13 protein-coding genes are annotated in these 13,171 nt (G+C 61.2%); 1 reads left to right on the top strand and 12 read right to left on the bottom strand.

What is annotated here, in order from left to right; genetic code table 11:
• The first annotated feature begins 1 nt into the window (after position 1).
• Entirely contained in the window at positions 2-646 is a 645-nt protein-coding gene (locus QUE41_RS07585; RefSeq protein ID WP_286342270.1) for a nitroreductase family protein, read from the top strand.
• 55 nt (positions 647-701) lie between these two features.
• Here QUE41_RS07585 and QUE41_RS07580 read toward each other — a convergent pair whose 3' ends face one another.
• The 12 genes from QUE41_RS07580 to QUE41_RS07525 all read right to left on the bottom strand — a co-directional run bounded on the left by QUE41_RS07580 (position 702) and on the right by QUE41_RS07525 (position 13,171).
• Positions 702-1,445 (bottom strand): hypothetical protein, encoded by a 744-nt coding sequence (locus QUE41_RS07580; protein WP_286342269.1) that lies wholly within the window; start codon positions 1,443-1,445, stop codon positions 702-704.
• Between the two features lie 153 nt (positions 1,446-1,598).
• The gene (locus QUE41_RS07575; RefSeq protein ID WP_286342268.1) at positions 1,599-2,948 is read right to left on the bottom strand and encodes a lipid biosynthesis B12-binding/radical SAM protein; all 1,350 of its coding nucleotides are present in this window, start codon (positions 2,946-2,948) and stop codon (positions 1,599-1,601) included.
• 54 nt (positions 2,949-3,002) lie between these two features.
• Positions 3,003-4,223 carry a beta-ketoacyl-ACP synthase gene (locus QUE41_RS07570; RefSeq protein ID WP_286342267.1) on the bottom strand — a complete coding sequence of 407 codons (1,221 nt, stop codon included), beginning with the start codon at positions 4,221-4,223 and terminating at the stop codon, positions 3,003-3,005.
• Positions 4,220-4,945, bottom strand: coding sequence for a 3-oxoacyl-ACP reductase FabG (fabG, locus tag QUE41_RS07565; RefSeq protein ID WP_286342266.1), 726 nt, complete (start codon positions 4,943-4,945; stop codon positions 4,220-4,222). Before fabG ends, QUE41_RS07570 begins: the two co-directional genes overlap by 4 nt.
• Positions 4,942-5,394, bottom strand: coding sequence for a hotdog family protein (locus QUE41_RS07560; RefSeq protein WP_286342265.1), 453 nt, complete (start codon positions 5,392-5,394; stop codon positions 4,942-4,944). The genes fabG and QUE41_RS07560 overlap by 4 nt, the downstream gene beginning before the upstream one ends.
• A gap of 2 nt (positions 5,395-5,396) precedes the next feature.
• Positions 5,397-6,578: a beta-ketoacyl-ACP synthase gene (locus tag QUE41_RS07555; RefSeq protein ID WP_286342264.1), complete on the bottom strand. Its 1,182-nt coding sequence runs from the start codon at positions 6,576-6,578 to the stop codon at positions 5,397-5,399.
• On the bottom strand, positions 6,575-7,132 hold the full coding sequence (locus tag QUE41_RS07550) for a DUF3261 domain-containing protein (protein WP_286342263.1): 558 nt from the start codon (positions 7,130-7,132) through the stop codon (positions 6,575-6,577). Before QUE41_RS07550 ends, QUE41_RS07555 begins: the two co-directional genes overlap by 4 nt.
• A complete protein-coding gene (locus QUE41_RS07545) occupies positions 7,129-8,346 on the bottom strand; it encodes an NAD(P)/FAD-dependent oxidoreductase (protein WP_286342262.1) in 1,218 nt (405 codons plus the stop codon). Before QUE41_RS07545 ends, QUE41_RS07550 begins: the two co-directional genes overlap by 4 nt.
• 2 nt (positions 8,347-8,348) lie before the next feature.
• Positions 8,349-10,661 (bottom strand): MMPL family transporter, encoded by a 2,313-nt coding sequence (locus tag QUE41_RS07540; protein ID WP_286342261.1) that lies wholly within the window; start codon positions 10,659-10,661, stop codon positions 8,349-8,351.
• Positions 10,648-11,211, bottom strand: a complete 564-nt coding sequence (locus QUE41_RS07535; protein WP_286342260.1) for a LolA family protein — start codon at positions 11,209-11,211, stop codon at positions 10,648-10,650. Before QUE41_RS07535 ends, QUE41_RS07540 begins: the two co-directional genes overlap by 14 nt.
• Positions 11,196-11,618, bottom strand: a complete 423-nt coding sequence (locus tag QUE41_RS07530; RefSeq protein ID WP_286342259.1) for an acyl-CoA thioesterase — start codon at positions 11,616-11,618, stop codon at positions 11,196-11,198. The genes QUE41_RS07535 and QUE41_RS07530 overlap by 16 nt, the downstream gene beginning before the upstream one ends.
• A complete protein-coding gene (locus QUE41_RS07525) occupies positions 11,618-13,171 on the bottom strand; it encodes an HAL/PAL/TAL family ammonia-lyase (protein ID WP_286342258.1) in 1,554 nt (517 codons plus the stop codon). Before QUE41_RS07525 ends, QUE41_RS07530 begins: the two co-directional genes overlap by 1 nt.

Genomic DNA, 13,171 nt, shown 5'->3' with positions numbered 1-13,171 from the left:
CATGATAAACACACTGCAACAGGTGCTGGAACAGCGCTACTCCACCAAGGTGTTCGATGCCACCCAAGGCGCCGAGGAAACCAAGATTCAGGCGCTCATCGACACCCTGCGTCTGGCCCCCTCCTCCATCAACAGTCAGCCCTGGCACCTGTTTGTTATCTCCAATCCCGACGAAAAGGCCCGGCTGGCCAAGGCCGCCTGGGATTACAATCAGCCCAAGTTCCGCGACGCCTCCCATCTGTTCGTGTTCTGCGCCAAGACCGAGTTTGGTGCCGATGAGGTGATGGAGCTGGAGCAACTGGTGGCCGAGGTGCGCGGCACCGAGATCAACCAGGACCGCGTCGCCCTGATGACCAACTACGTAGAGGGGATGGACCCGGCGGATCGCCAGGAGTGGCTGAAGAAGCAGGTGTATCTGCTGTTCGGTCAGTTCCTGCTCTCCTGCGGCCTGCTGGAGCTGGACGCCTGTCCGGTGGAGGGCTTCCTGCCCGAGGAGCTGGACAAACTGATGGGCCTGAAAGAGAAGGGGCTGACCTCAGTGGTCACCGCTCTGGTGGGCGTGCGCTCCAACGAGGACTTCAACACCCTGGATAAAGCGGCCAAGGTACGCATACCCCGCGAACGCTTCGTCACCGAACTGAAGTAATCACGCCAGCATAAAAAAAGGGGCGCCGAGCGCCCCTTTTCTCTTTTCATACATATCAGAAGTAGTTCAGGTACTTCCTGGCGTACTTGCGCATCTTGGACGCCCCCGCCTCTTTGGACAGTTGCTCAATCAGGGGGCGATATTTCGCATCACCTGAGCCTGCTACGGCTTTGGCCATCCAGGCGTAGGCATCGACGGTCAGTTTGTCGTCCGCCATGGTGGGTGCCTTGGCTTTGAGCTCCGCTGCCAGGGTTTCCAGCAGGTAGGGCGTGTAGTTGTGCTCATAGTGCACCCGCTTGGCGCCAATGCGGTTCAGCTCCAGCACGTCACTGCGAATCATGTTGGCCAGGCGATTGTCTTTCAGAGATTCGCCCTCTTTAAAGCCACTGGTATCGCTGATGATGGGGTTCCACACCTTGTGCTGATCCAGGTAGCTCAGGGACTTCTTGGCATACTTACGAACCTTCCTGTGGAAGTCGCCCTGAGTGTACTTTTGGATCTCTGCCCGGTATTTCTCATTACCGGAGAACGCCAGGGCCTTCAGCAGCCAGGCAACGTGATCGATGCTCGCCTTGCTGTCCGCTTCAGGAGCGGCTTTGGCCAGATTGGCGGCAACGACGTCGAACAGGGCCTCGTCACTCAGCCCGGACCACTCCAGAGAGGAGGCCGCGGCGGTTTGTTCCACACGAGAGCCATTCTCAAAAATATTCTGGTAATAGTTAAGATCAAACTCTTCAGCCCAACTGCTGCTGCAGAACAGCATCAATGCAATGCTCAGGTACTTTCTCACAAGCGTCACAGCTCTCTCCATTATTTGTCATTTCCAACACAGAGCGGCCTTTGCCGTCCCATTCGAACCCATCACCGATTAAAGTCGATAACGGTTTTACAATCAATGATTTCGGTTAAGTATGTGTCAAGCTTCCAGCTCGAAAGGCTTCGGCGCTCCCCTCTACAGGATGTACTCCCACAGAGGTCCCCTCTTGCCCAGTTTTCTGAGCATCTCAATATTGCCACTGAGATCCTCATCGGGCAGCACCCAGCGCTGTTTCACGCCGTTCAATCTGCTTCGGAAACGCTCGAGATCCAGAGCCGGGCTCTGATAATAACGCGGCGCCAGCAGATCCTCATCGGCAGCCAGCAACCCCGCCTGGGTCATGGCGCCGGCCAACAGGGTATTGGGGTAAACCCTCATGCCAAAATAGGGAAACAGTACCGTATCCGGCAGACGGTCGGCGTTCACCAAGGTCTCTTCGATACTCTGGGTCGTTTCCCCCCAGCCCCCCATGATCATAAAGTGGGCCTGGTGAATCCCAAGATCCGCCGCAACCTCGGCGGTCCTCTGTACATGCTTGACTCTGAACGGCTTGCCGTAGCTTTCCAGGGTGATGTCCGACAGGGCTTCGGTACCAAACTCCAGGTGTGTCAGCCCAGCCTGCTGATAGAGCGCAAGCTGAGAGGCACTGAGCCTGTGGGGCGCAAAATAAGCGCCCCACTTGGTGGGCAGCCCCTGCTTGATCAGGGCTCGGGCCAGCGACTCATTGAAGTCCGGGTTGAGGTTAAACACCGAATCGGTAAAGAACACGTAGTCGATACCATGGTTATCCCAGGCCTCCCTCAAGGTGGTAACAATCTGCTCCACCGGCAGGTTGCGCACCCGGGTGCCATCGATCAGCGGGTAGCTGCAATAGACACATTTATGGGGACAGCCACGCTTGGTCTGGATGTTGAGCATGCCGCTTCGCTGCCAGTAATGCGCCACCAGTTCCGGCTCAAAGGTCAGGGTGGGATTGTCGATGTAACTGCATCTGGGCTGCACCCGGCAAGCGGCGCCCTCCCGGCGTACCAGTCCATCGACCTGGCTCAGCTCTCCTTGACCCTCCAGGGCTTGAATGAGATCAATCAGGGACTGCTCCCCCTCCCCCACCAAGCCGTAATCCCCCTGGAGCTCAGCCAGCAACCGCTCGGGAAACAGAGAATAGCCGGCACCACCGAGGACAATGGGGGCCTGGGAGCCCCTGCGGATGGCCTGAATCACCTCGCCGTAGCCCTCGACAAAGCTGCGTTTATGAATCTGGTCCACATCATCAATGTTGCGCAAAGAGACGGCGACATAATCCGGGGCCAACGCCTGAATCCTCTGAGTAAGCTCCGACTCTTCCATCATGTTCATGTCAATCAGAGACACTCTGAGATCGGGCCACTCCCGATTGAGGTAGCTCTTCAGATAGCTCAATCCCAGAGGGTAGACGGGATAGGGGGTAGTAAAACGATTGGCGGATACCAAGATCAGGTGGGGCACAGCATAATCCCTAAAAAGCAGTGGGCGTGCCCCGGCAGTCCGGGGCACCCGGTGTTACGGGCGAGCAAAAATCAGTGACGTATTGATGCCGCCAAAAGCGAAGTTATTGCTCATCACCTTGTCTACCGCCATCTGACGGCCCGATCCGGTGATGTAGTCCAGGTCACCACACAGCTCGTCAACCTCGTCCAGATTGATGGTGGGGGCAAACCAGCCTTGTCGCATCATCTCGATGCTCCACCAGGCTTCCAGGGCACCACAGGCTCCCAGGGTATGACCGACGTAGCTTTTCAGGGAACTGATGGGCTTGCGGCCCAGTACAGCCGCGGTGGCCTGGCTCTCGGCCACATCACCCCGGTCGGTGGCGGTGCCATGGGCACAGACGTAACCTATGTCCTCTGCCCCCAGGCTGGCGTCATCCAACGCCTGCTGCATGGCCACCGCCATGGTTTCCTGGTTAGGCTGAGTCACGTGCAGGCCATCACTGTTGGTGCCAAAACCCAGCACTTCAGCGTAGATGGTGGCCCCGCGAGCCAAAGCGTGCTCCCGCTCCTCCAGAATCAGGGTGCAGGCTCCTTCGCCAATCACCAAGCCATCCCTGTCCTTATCGAAGGGGCGCGGGCTCTGCTGCGGCTGATCGTTTCGGGTGCTGGTGGCGAACAGGGTGTCGAACACCGCCGCCTCAGAGATACACAGCTCCTCGGCGCCGCCGGCCACCATCATGGTCTGCCGCCCGCTGCGGATCGCCTCAAAGGCGTAACCTATGGCCTGACTTCCCGAGGTACAGGCGCTGGAGGTGGTGTGAACCCGCCCTTTCAGACCGAAGAATACCCCGACATTGACCGCGGTGGTGTGGGCCATCATCTGAATGTAGCTGGTGGCCGTCACCCCGGTCATATCACCGTCATTGAGCAGGCGGCCAAACGCCTTGATGGGATCCGTAGAGCCGGTAGAGGAACCATAAGCGACCCCCATGGCGCCACTTTGGATAACCGGGTCTCCCAGCAGGCCGGCATCGTCGAGGGCGCGCTCGGTGGCCGCCGTAGCCATCAGAGACACCCGCCCCATGGAGCGAACCGCTTTGCGTTTGTAGTGGGCGGGCTTCTCAAAATCGGTCACAGGGCAAGCCAGACGGGTATGCATCTGCTCGGCGCAGTCCCACTCGTCCATACGCACCACCGCGTTCTGACCTGCGGCCATGCGCGCCTGAATGCTCGGCCAGTCCTGGCCTATGGGGGAGATACCGGCCATGCCGGTGACGACAACCCGCTTCACAGCATGCCTCCATTCACCGAGATCACCTGGCGGGTGATGTAGGCGGCATCATCGCTCATGAGGAAGGCCACTGCCGCAGCCACCTCATCCGGTTTTCCGAAGCGACGTGCCGGGATCTGATCCTTGAGCATCTTTTCGTCCAGAGCCTCGGTCATGTCGGTTTCGATGAGGCCCGGGGCCACGCAGTTCACGGTGATCTTTCGCTTGGCCAGCTCCAGAGCCAGCGCCTTGGTGGCACCGATGATGCCTGCCTTGGCGGCGCTGTAGTTGACCTGACCGCGATTGCCTGCCACCCCGGAGAGGGAGGACAGGGTAACGATACGACCACCTTTGCGGCTCTGGACCATGGGCATCACTATCGGGTGCACCACATGATAGAAACCGTCCAGGTTGGTGCGCAGCACCTTATCCCAGCTCTCCTCTGACATGGCCGGGAAGGCGGCATCGTCGCTGATGCCTGCGTTGCATACCACGCCATAGTAGGCACCATGGTGCTCCATGTCCTGTTCCAGTGCGTGTCGACAGGCCTCGCCATCGGCCAGATCGAAGCTCACCAAGGTGACTCGGCTGCCCTGCTGCTCGGCTTCCTGGGCCACCGCCTCGGCGGCGGCGCTGTTGCTGTGATAGTGAAGCACCAGTTCGACATCGGGACCGGCCAGCTTCAGAGCGATGGCACGTCCGATTCCCCGGCTGGCACCGGTGATTAATATGCGTCGTGTCATGAGGGGATTCCTAGAAATTCATTAACGTTATTAGGCTGAAAAACATTGATTCTGGCGCTGGCCACCGGGCTTTGCTCCCGGAAAATATCGCACTGAAAGTTGGCCATGCCGTCCTCGTCCTGATAGAGGCGTTCTACCCGGATGATGTAGGGCGTGTTGAGGGCAAAGGCACGCTCATGAACCTGATATTTTCGGGTGCCCAGCAGAAAACCAATGCGCACCTCCTCCCCTCTTGCCCGGGCTTCCACACCGGCGAGGGCGGCCACGGTCTGGGCCATATACTCCATGCCCACCCATTCGGGCACCCGTCGGGTGTCAGGGTCATAGAAGGGAGAGTCTTCGCTCAGGGTCACCTTACAGCTCAGGCTCTCGGTCTCATGGGACACCAGCTCATCGATGAGAATCATCGGCTCATCATGGGGCAGGTATTGAGAAAGGGGGTGGGTCATGATTAGCTTTCTCGCTCCAATATAAGGGCTATGTTGCTGCCACCAAAGGCAAAAGAGTTACTTAAAATGCGGCCGCCTGCAGGCAACCTGTCCTGCTCATCGGCCAGACGAACCTGAGCCAATTCGGCATCCTTCTCCCCAAACAGCAACTGAGGCGGCAGCTTGCGTTCAGGGTTACAGTCACTGAGCAGGCCCCAGCACAGGGCGGCTTCCAAGGCACCCGCGACTCCCAGGGTATGTCCGGTCAGCGTCTTGGTGCTGCTCACCGGTACCCTGTCGCCACACACACGCTCGATGGCGGCGCACTCCATCTTGTCATTCAGTGGGGTGCCGGTGCCATGGAGATTGATGTAATCCAGCTGCTCAGGCTGCAGGGAGGCTGATTGCAGCGCCTGACGCATCGCGGCTTCGGCGCCCCGGCCCTCCGGGTGGGGAGCCGATACATGGTGGGCATCACTGCTCTCGCCGGTCCCGGTCAGGCGAATGCCTCCGGGCTCTCGGGTCATCACAAACAGCACCGCGGCTTCGCCGATGTTGATGCCATCGCGCCCCTGGGTTAACGGCGAACACTGGTTGTCTGAGTAGGACTCCAGGGCATCAAAACCATTGACGGTCAGCCTGCACAGGCTGTCACTTCCGCCACAGATCACCGCATCGGCCAGGCCAGCATCCAGCAGCCTGGCGGCAGAAGCCATCGCCTTCGCGGCCGACGAGCAGGCCGTCGACACCGTGTAGGCACAGCCCTGGAGTTCAAACCGCTCTGCCACAAACAGGGCGGCGGTGCCCATCTCCTGTTTTCGGTAGTGGTAGTCGCGCACCGACTGACCGGCCTGCTCCTCGGCAAGGGTCAGTTCATACTCCTCGATGCCCGAGGTCGAGGTGCCCAGAATCACCGCAATGGCGTCATTGCCGTACTGGGTCTTCAGCGCCTCTATCTGGGAAGAGATCTGATCGCAACAGGCCGCCAGCATGCGGTTGTTCCGGCAATCCCAGTGGGCCAGTGGCTGCGGAAGGGGCGTCTCCAGGGCCGGCGCCTGGCCCACCACATAACTGCGCTCCCCGCTGAAGCTGTCCGATGCGGTCATGACGGGCTGGCGGCTGCCAAGCACCCGGTCCACCAGAGACTGGACATCCAGCCCAAGGGAAGTAAAGAGAGCCGGAGCACTCAATCGATAGCTGTTCACAGTGCCTCCCGACTCAAAGTAGTGATGGTCATAGTCAGTCCATACCTGTGGTGCTCTACCCGGGTGTAGTCGTGAGAGTGACTCAGGGTCATCAGCCGTTCACTGCCCTGCCATAACTCACGCTGCCTCAGCTCGCCGCTGCTGCTTTCGGTCAAACCCGCCCCGCTGAGGGCCGTCTCCACCTCGGCAAGGGGGGCTTCGCTCAGCTGAACCAGGGCCAGCAACCAGGCCGGGTCTAGGGAGTCCGGCAAACCACTGCTTTGGGAGGCCAACTGCTGGCCGTCCCACTTCACTGACAAGCTGATCTGGCCAGCGGCTCCGGTGGCCGCCAGCACCATGGTTCCCGGGGTGTTTTCACGTACACCGTGGAGCGTCATTTTCGGCGCGCCCGGTATCTCGATGGCGATCTTCTCAATCTGCCTCTGACTCGCCACCTCTGTGGGCGACAACAGACAATAACCAACCCCTGGTGCCAGGTAGGGGCAGGTCTCCCCCTTGAGCAAGGCGCACCCGTTCAGGAGCAGGGCCATCAACAGCACCAGAGTCTGCTTCATCGACACAACTCCACCAAGGCCGTCAGACGACGCTCACTCTCGCGAACCAGAGGGTTTTCCCGGTCCCAGGCGTAGCCGGCAAGAATGGCACTGACCATATCACGGATCTCCTGGTTGGGGTTGGGGTGGAACATCAACGTCTGAAAATCCCCCCGATACCAGGCTTTGACGTAGGTCTTGAAGGTGTTGACCCCTTGCTGAAGCGGCCGGGCATACCGCTGTTGCCAGTCTACGCTGCGGCCGTCCAGTTGTTCTCCCAGCACCTGGGCGGCCAGCACCGCAGACTTCATGGCGATGGTGACGCCGGAGGAGAATACGGGGTCGAGGAACTCACCGGCGTTGCCCAGGAGCGCAAAACGCCGGTCTGCCAGGGTGGTGACGTCGGCCGAATAGCCCTTGAGGCTCTGAACCGGACGGTCGAACTGACTGTCGGCCAGTACCAAGGCCAGGCTGGGTGTCGCCGCCACCCAAGCCTTGAGTTGTTCCTCCCAGGGCACCCCCTCTTTGAAGAAGTGCTCCTCCCCCACCACGCCGACCGAAGCGCGACCGTCGGAGAAGGGGATCAGCCAGAACCACAGATCCTGGTGCTCGGGGTGGACAGTAATCAGAATTTTGTTGCGATCAAAGCGGCCGTCGGCGTTGTCCTGGATGTGGGTGAAGATGGCCCGTCGCGACGGAAAGTCTGAGGGTCGCTCGAGATCAAGCAGCCTGGGCAGCACACGGCCAAAACCGCTGGCATCCAGAACGAAATCGCACTCAATGCGATACCTCTGGCCATCAGCCTCAACCACCAGGCTGGCTCCCTGCTGCTCCAGGGTCACATCCACCAGGGTGTGACCATAACGAATCTCCACCCCCTGAGCCTCAGCGGCGTCGGCAAGGCGCTTGTCGAAGTCGGCCCTGGGCACCTGGTAGGTGGTGCCGGGGCCCGCAGAGAACTTCTCGCGGAAATCGAACTCGGTGTAGCGATCGCCCCAGGCAAAGGCCGCGCCGTTCTTATGCTGATAGCCCCCCTGCTCCACCGCGCCCAGTAAGCCCGCCTGTTCCATAAAGGCCATGCATTGGGGAAGCAGGCTCTCTCCGATGGAGAACCGGGGAAACTGATCCCGCTCCAGCACCACCACATCGCGCCCCTGCTGCTTCATCAGGGCGCTCACCAGGGCGCCGGAGGGGCCGGCACCGATCACCACCAGGGTGCGCTTCTCCGTGTGCATCGTTAACTGTCCTTCTTGTCGTTTGTCAGGGCCAAGGTGGAAAGCACCAGGGCCGCCAGTAACCCAAGGCTCAGGCTTTGGCCGAAGGCCGCCAGGGCGGGCGTCTGGGACAGGCCCAGCATGCCGAAGGCGGCAACGGTGGACACCACGCTCAGGCCGATGGCCAGGGCACAGCGCCCCAGCTCACCTGGCCCGCAGGTCGCCAGAAACAGGGATTGATCCAGGGCGATGCCAAACATCAGCAGCAAACCCAGCATGTGAAACAGGTTGACAGGGGTTCCCAGCAGCCCCCACAGCGCCAGAACCAGGAGCGCCGACACCGTTGGCGCTGCCACAATGCGCACCCCGGCTCCCAAGCCATAGCTGCGACTCACCAACAGCAGTGCCGCCAACAGAATCAGCCCCATCACCACAGACAATGCCAGCCGGTAGTGCGCCATAAACTGACTGAGGTCCTCCACCCTGTCCAGGTACTGAACCTCCCGGCCATCTGCCAGCGACTTCAGGGCATCCAGGTCACGCACACCCTCAAGCAGCACCACAGTCCGCCAGCCCTGCTCACCCTGCCCCAGCCACTGCATCTGCAGCGGCGCCAGGGCGTCGTGAGACAACCAGCGTTCCGGAGTCAGCAGCGGAGCCTGCTCAATGGCCTGAGACAGCCGGGGCAACATCTTGGGATCAAACCCCATCCCCTGCATCATCGCCACCAACCCGGGGTCCTGATAACGCCGAGCCAGCAGTTGCCGGTCACTCCTCTGCCGGGCCAGGGAGGGCAAGGACGCGGACACCCCCCGGTATCCGGTCAAAGCCCCGGAGGTCACCAGCGTATCCAGCCTGGTGTTCAGTGCCTCTTCAATCTGAAGAACCTGCTCTGCCGTCGCCCCTTCCACCAGCAACATGCGACTCTGGTCCGGCTGAGACAGCAGGGTCTGCACCCTGTCCTGCTGAGACAACAGCTGGGGATCACTGTGCTGAAGATGACGAATATCGTCGTCCACCCCGAGGCGGCTGAGCCCGGTCAACGTCAGCGCCAGCAGGGGTGCCCAGAACAGGGTCGAACCGGTCAGGCGGCGGGTGGCGTGCGCCAGGGCGCCGGCCCTGGGCACCAGCCCTGGTGCCAGGCTGGGGGAATCAAACCCCATTGCGGGCATCCACTGAACCGTCACAAAGGCCCAGCACAGACCGGCCACAGAGAACACCGCCATCTGCTTCAGGCCGGGGAAGGGCAGCAACAGCATCACCAGGTAGGCCAGGCAGGAGCTGATCAGGGCCAGAGCCATGGGACGGCGCAGCATCGATGCCGCCCGGCGACTGTTACCGGCACCGTGGCAGCTCAGATGCAGGGTATAGTCCACCGCCACACCGACTAAGGTGGTGCCAAACACCAGGGTGATGGCATGCAGTTCGCCCAGCAGCAACAGGCAGGCGAGAACCCCCACCGACATGCTCGAGCCCACCACCAGCAGCAACCAGGCCAGAGGCATCAGGCGCCGGAACGCCAACCAGGAGAGCAGCACCACCATGAGTAGTGAGGCGCTGCCCAGCCAGGTCATCTCTTGACGGGCCGAGCGGGCCGCCTCGGCGGCGTGGAACAACACACCGACACGGCTAAGGCGGATCTGCGGGTTCGCCGATTCAAATTGGGCCAGTTGGTCGAGCACGCTCTGTTGCCGCCCCATGTCAAAGGCGCTGCCCTCAACCTGCCACTGGCTCAGCAACAGTTGCCTGTCCTCCCAGGGCCTCTCCAGGGCCAGGGGGCCCGGATGCCAGTTGCCCTGGGATCCCGCCAGCGAGGAGAGGTAGTCAGGGAACAACAGCAGGGGGTCCTGACTGATCAGACCCGCCGCCGGTGTGGTTCCTGGCGTCGCCAGGGCACGCAGCAGAGGCTTGAGCCACAGCTGGGGATCGTCCTGATTGAGCCTGGTGCGGGCCTGGTCACTGAGCAGACCAAACCGATAGGGAAACAGTGCCTTTCCCAGGGCAAGCTGCTGCTCACTGCCCGGGGCCACCAAAGTGAGTCCGGCCCGCTCCAATGACGGAACCAGTGTCTCCAGGGCCTGGCGCGTTTGTGCGGTGTCGGTACCCTCCAGCATCAGGAACAGGGTATTGGCGCCGGACGCCGCCATCTGCTCCAGCACTTGGGTGGCCGGGCTGGAGTCATCGGCGCTGGGCAACAGGGCGGTGATCTCCGTGTCCAGCCTGGGGAGGCGGAATTCCAGGCGAACGGCCGCCGCCGAGAACAGCAGCAGCAGTAAGCCCAGCCAGAGCATCCAGCCCCGGCCTGTGGAGAGGTGAGTTCGCTCAGAAGCGAGCACGCTCATCCTCCTTCAGTTCACCGAAATGGATGTCGCTGAAACGAATCTCAGTGGGTTGGGCGGCGGTGTCGGTCAGGGTGAGCCCGAGAACCCGCTGCTGCTCACCGCGAATCTCAATGGCACTGAACAGCTGGATCATTGGTTCAGCCCTGGGCACCAGATGGAGGCGCCAGCTTTCCAGGCTGCCCTCTCCGGCCAGGGTAAAGTGTTCCCTGAGGGTCTCCAGCTGCCCCTGCATCAAGGCCGCAATCACCGGAGCGAAGGGCCCCGCCTGCATCTCTACCGTCTCGCCATCCATGGTTAACTTTCCCTGGCTGAGAATCATCTCCTGAGGCCAGGGTGTGGCCTGGTCCCAGATCAATCCCAACCCGGGCGCCATCAGGTAGGCCCCTTCGCTCACCATGGGTTTGGAGAGAAAAGCCAGAGTCTTGGATTGCTGGAAATGACCCCGAACCGGCTGCTCGGTATCCAGCAGGCGTTGCAATGCCCCCAGATCCAGAGCCCTGGCTGAGGGGGCCAGCAACAGAAACAGCATCAACCATCGAGCCATGGAGACAACCTCTCTCGTAATACCTGGGGCGACACCAGACACATCTCACCGGTTTCATTGTGCACCGCCACCTGCACCGTCTCCCCCTTGACCAGGCGGCGACCGCTGTCGGCATCCAGAACCTTGTAGCGAATCTTCAGGCGCTGCTCCCACTCCACCAGCTCAGCATGGACCTCAAGCTTCTGCTCGAAGGTCGATGGCTGGGGGTAGCGCACCTTGAGATCGATGATGGGCCAGCGGTAGCCCGACTCCTCCATCTGCCGGTAGTTGTACTGGAACGAATCCAGCAAGGCGCAGCGAGCCAGCTCGAAATAGCGCAGATAGTTGCCGTGCCAGGTGATCCCCATGGGATCACAGTCGTGAAAGGGCACCTCCACCCTGACCATCGCAGAAGGCAAGCCACTCATCAGGGCACCCGCCAGTACTGCTGCTGAATCTGGCTGGCCGTCTGACGCAGGCTGTGCTCCAGGGGGCGATCCTCAATCACCAGATCAAACTCCTGAGCCAGTTGCTCCATCAGGGCGGTAACGCCACAGGTCAGAGGCAGGTCGCCGTCAAGACGGCGACGCAGGCACACCGCCTGATAGCTGGCCAGCAGCAACGCCGAGGCCACCTGCTCGGTGAGGGTCAGCACCCTCAGGGCATCCCTGGCCGAGATGGTGCCCATACTGACCTTGTCCTGGTTATGGCACTCGGTGGAGCGGCTGAACACCGAGGCTGGCATGGTCTGCTTCAGCGCTTCGGCGGTCCAGGCGGACGCGCCAATCTGCACCGCCTTGAAGCCATGATTGATGGCCGCCCTATCGCCGGTCGAAGCGGACAGGTTGCGGGGCAGGCCGTTATTGAACTTGGTGTCCACCAGATGAGCCAACTGCCGATCCATCAGATCCGCCAGGTTGGCCACCGCATTCTTCAGGCTGTCCATGGCAAAGGCGATGTGACCGCCGTAAAAGTGGCCACCGTGGAGAATTCGGCCCGCTTCGCCATCGATGATGGGGTTGTCGTTGGCACTGTTGAGCTCGGTTTCGATGGTCTGCCGCAAAAACGGCAGGGCGTCCGCCAGCACACCAATCACATGGGGAGCACAGCGCAGGGAATACCTGTCCTGCAACCGTGGCGGGTTGGGGTTGCCATCATTACCGCCGAGATCCTGGTAGATCCAGTGAGCCACTTCCGCCTGACCTGGGTGAGGCTTGGCCTGAAACAGCAGGGGGTCAAAGTGATAGGGGTTGCCCTTAAGCGCAATGGAACACAGCGCCGTCATACGGGCACACAGGCGACTGAGATACTCGGCACGGGCGAAGGCATCACAGGCCAGGGCGGTCATCACCGCGGTGCCGTTCATCAACGCCAGGCCCTCCTTGGGACGCAGCACCAGGGGCTGCCAGCCCAGTTCGGCGTAGACGTCCTGGGTTTCCCGCACCTCGCCGCGGTAATAAACCTCGCGCTCCCCTACCAGCACGGCTCCGATGTAGGACAGTGGCGTCAGATCGCCACTGGCCCCCACCGAACCCTCCTCCGGGATGCGGGGGATGATGTCATGGTTGAGCAGGTCCACCATGCGTTGCAGCAGGGCCACACTGACCCCGGAACGGCCAATCACCAGGGACGCCATACGCGCCGCCAGCACCGCCCTGCCCTGTCTGAGATCCAGATAACGCCCCAGGCCACAGCCGTGGAAACGGGTCAGATGAAGGGGCAGCTCCTCCACCAGATGGTCGGGAATGGATACGGTGCAGGAATCGCCGTAGCCGGTGGTCACGCCGTAGATCTCACCGTCCTGCTTCAGCAGGGTATCCAGCAGATCGGCGCTGCGCTGCAAGCGACCAATGACTTGCTCGCTGTCGCTCAGGCGAACCTTGGCGCCATCGGCAATGGCGTTCACCTGCTCTATGGTCAGAGCACTCTCGCCCAGGGTAATGATTCCGCTCTCCAGGGTGGAGGTCGTCTGCTGTTCCAT

The organism is Ferrimonas sp. YFM (assembly GCF_030296015.1).
Taxonomy (GTDB): Bacteria; Pseudomonadota; Gammaproteobacteria; order Enterobacterales; family Shewanellaceae; genus Ferrimonas.
Note: the sequence above shows the minus strand (reverse complement) of the source record. Positions and strands in the feature narration are given on the sequence as shown.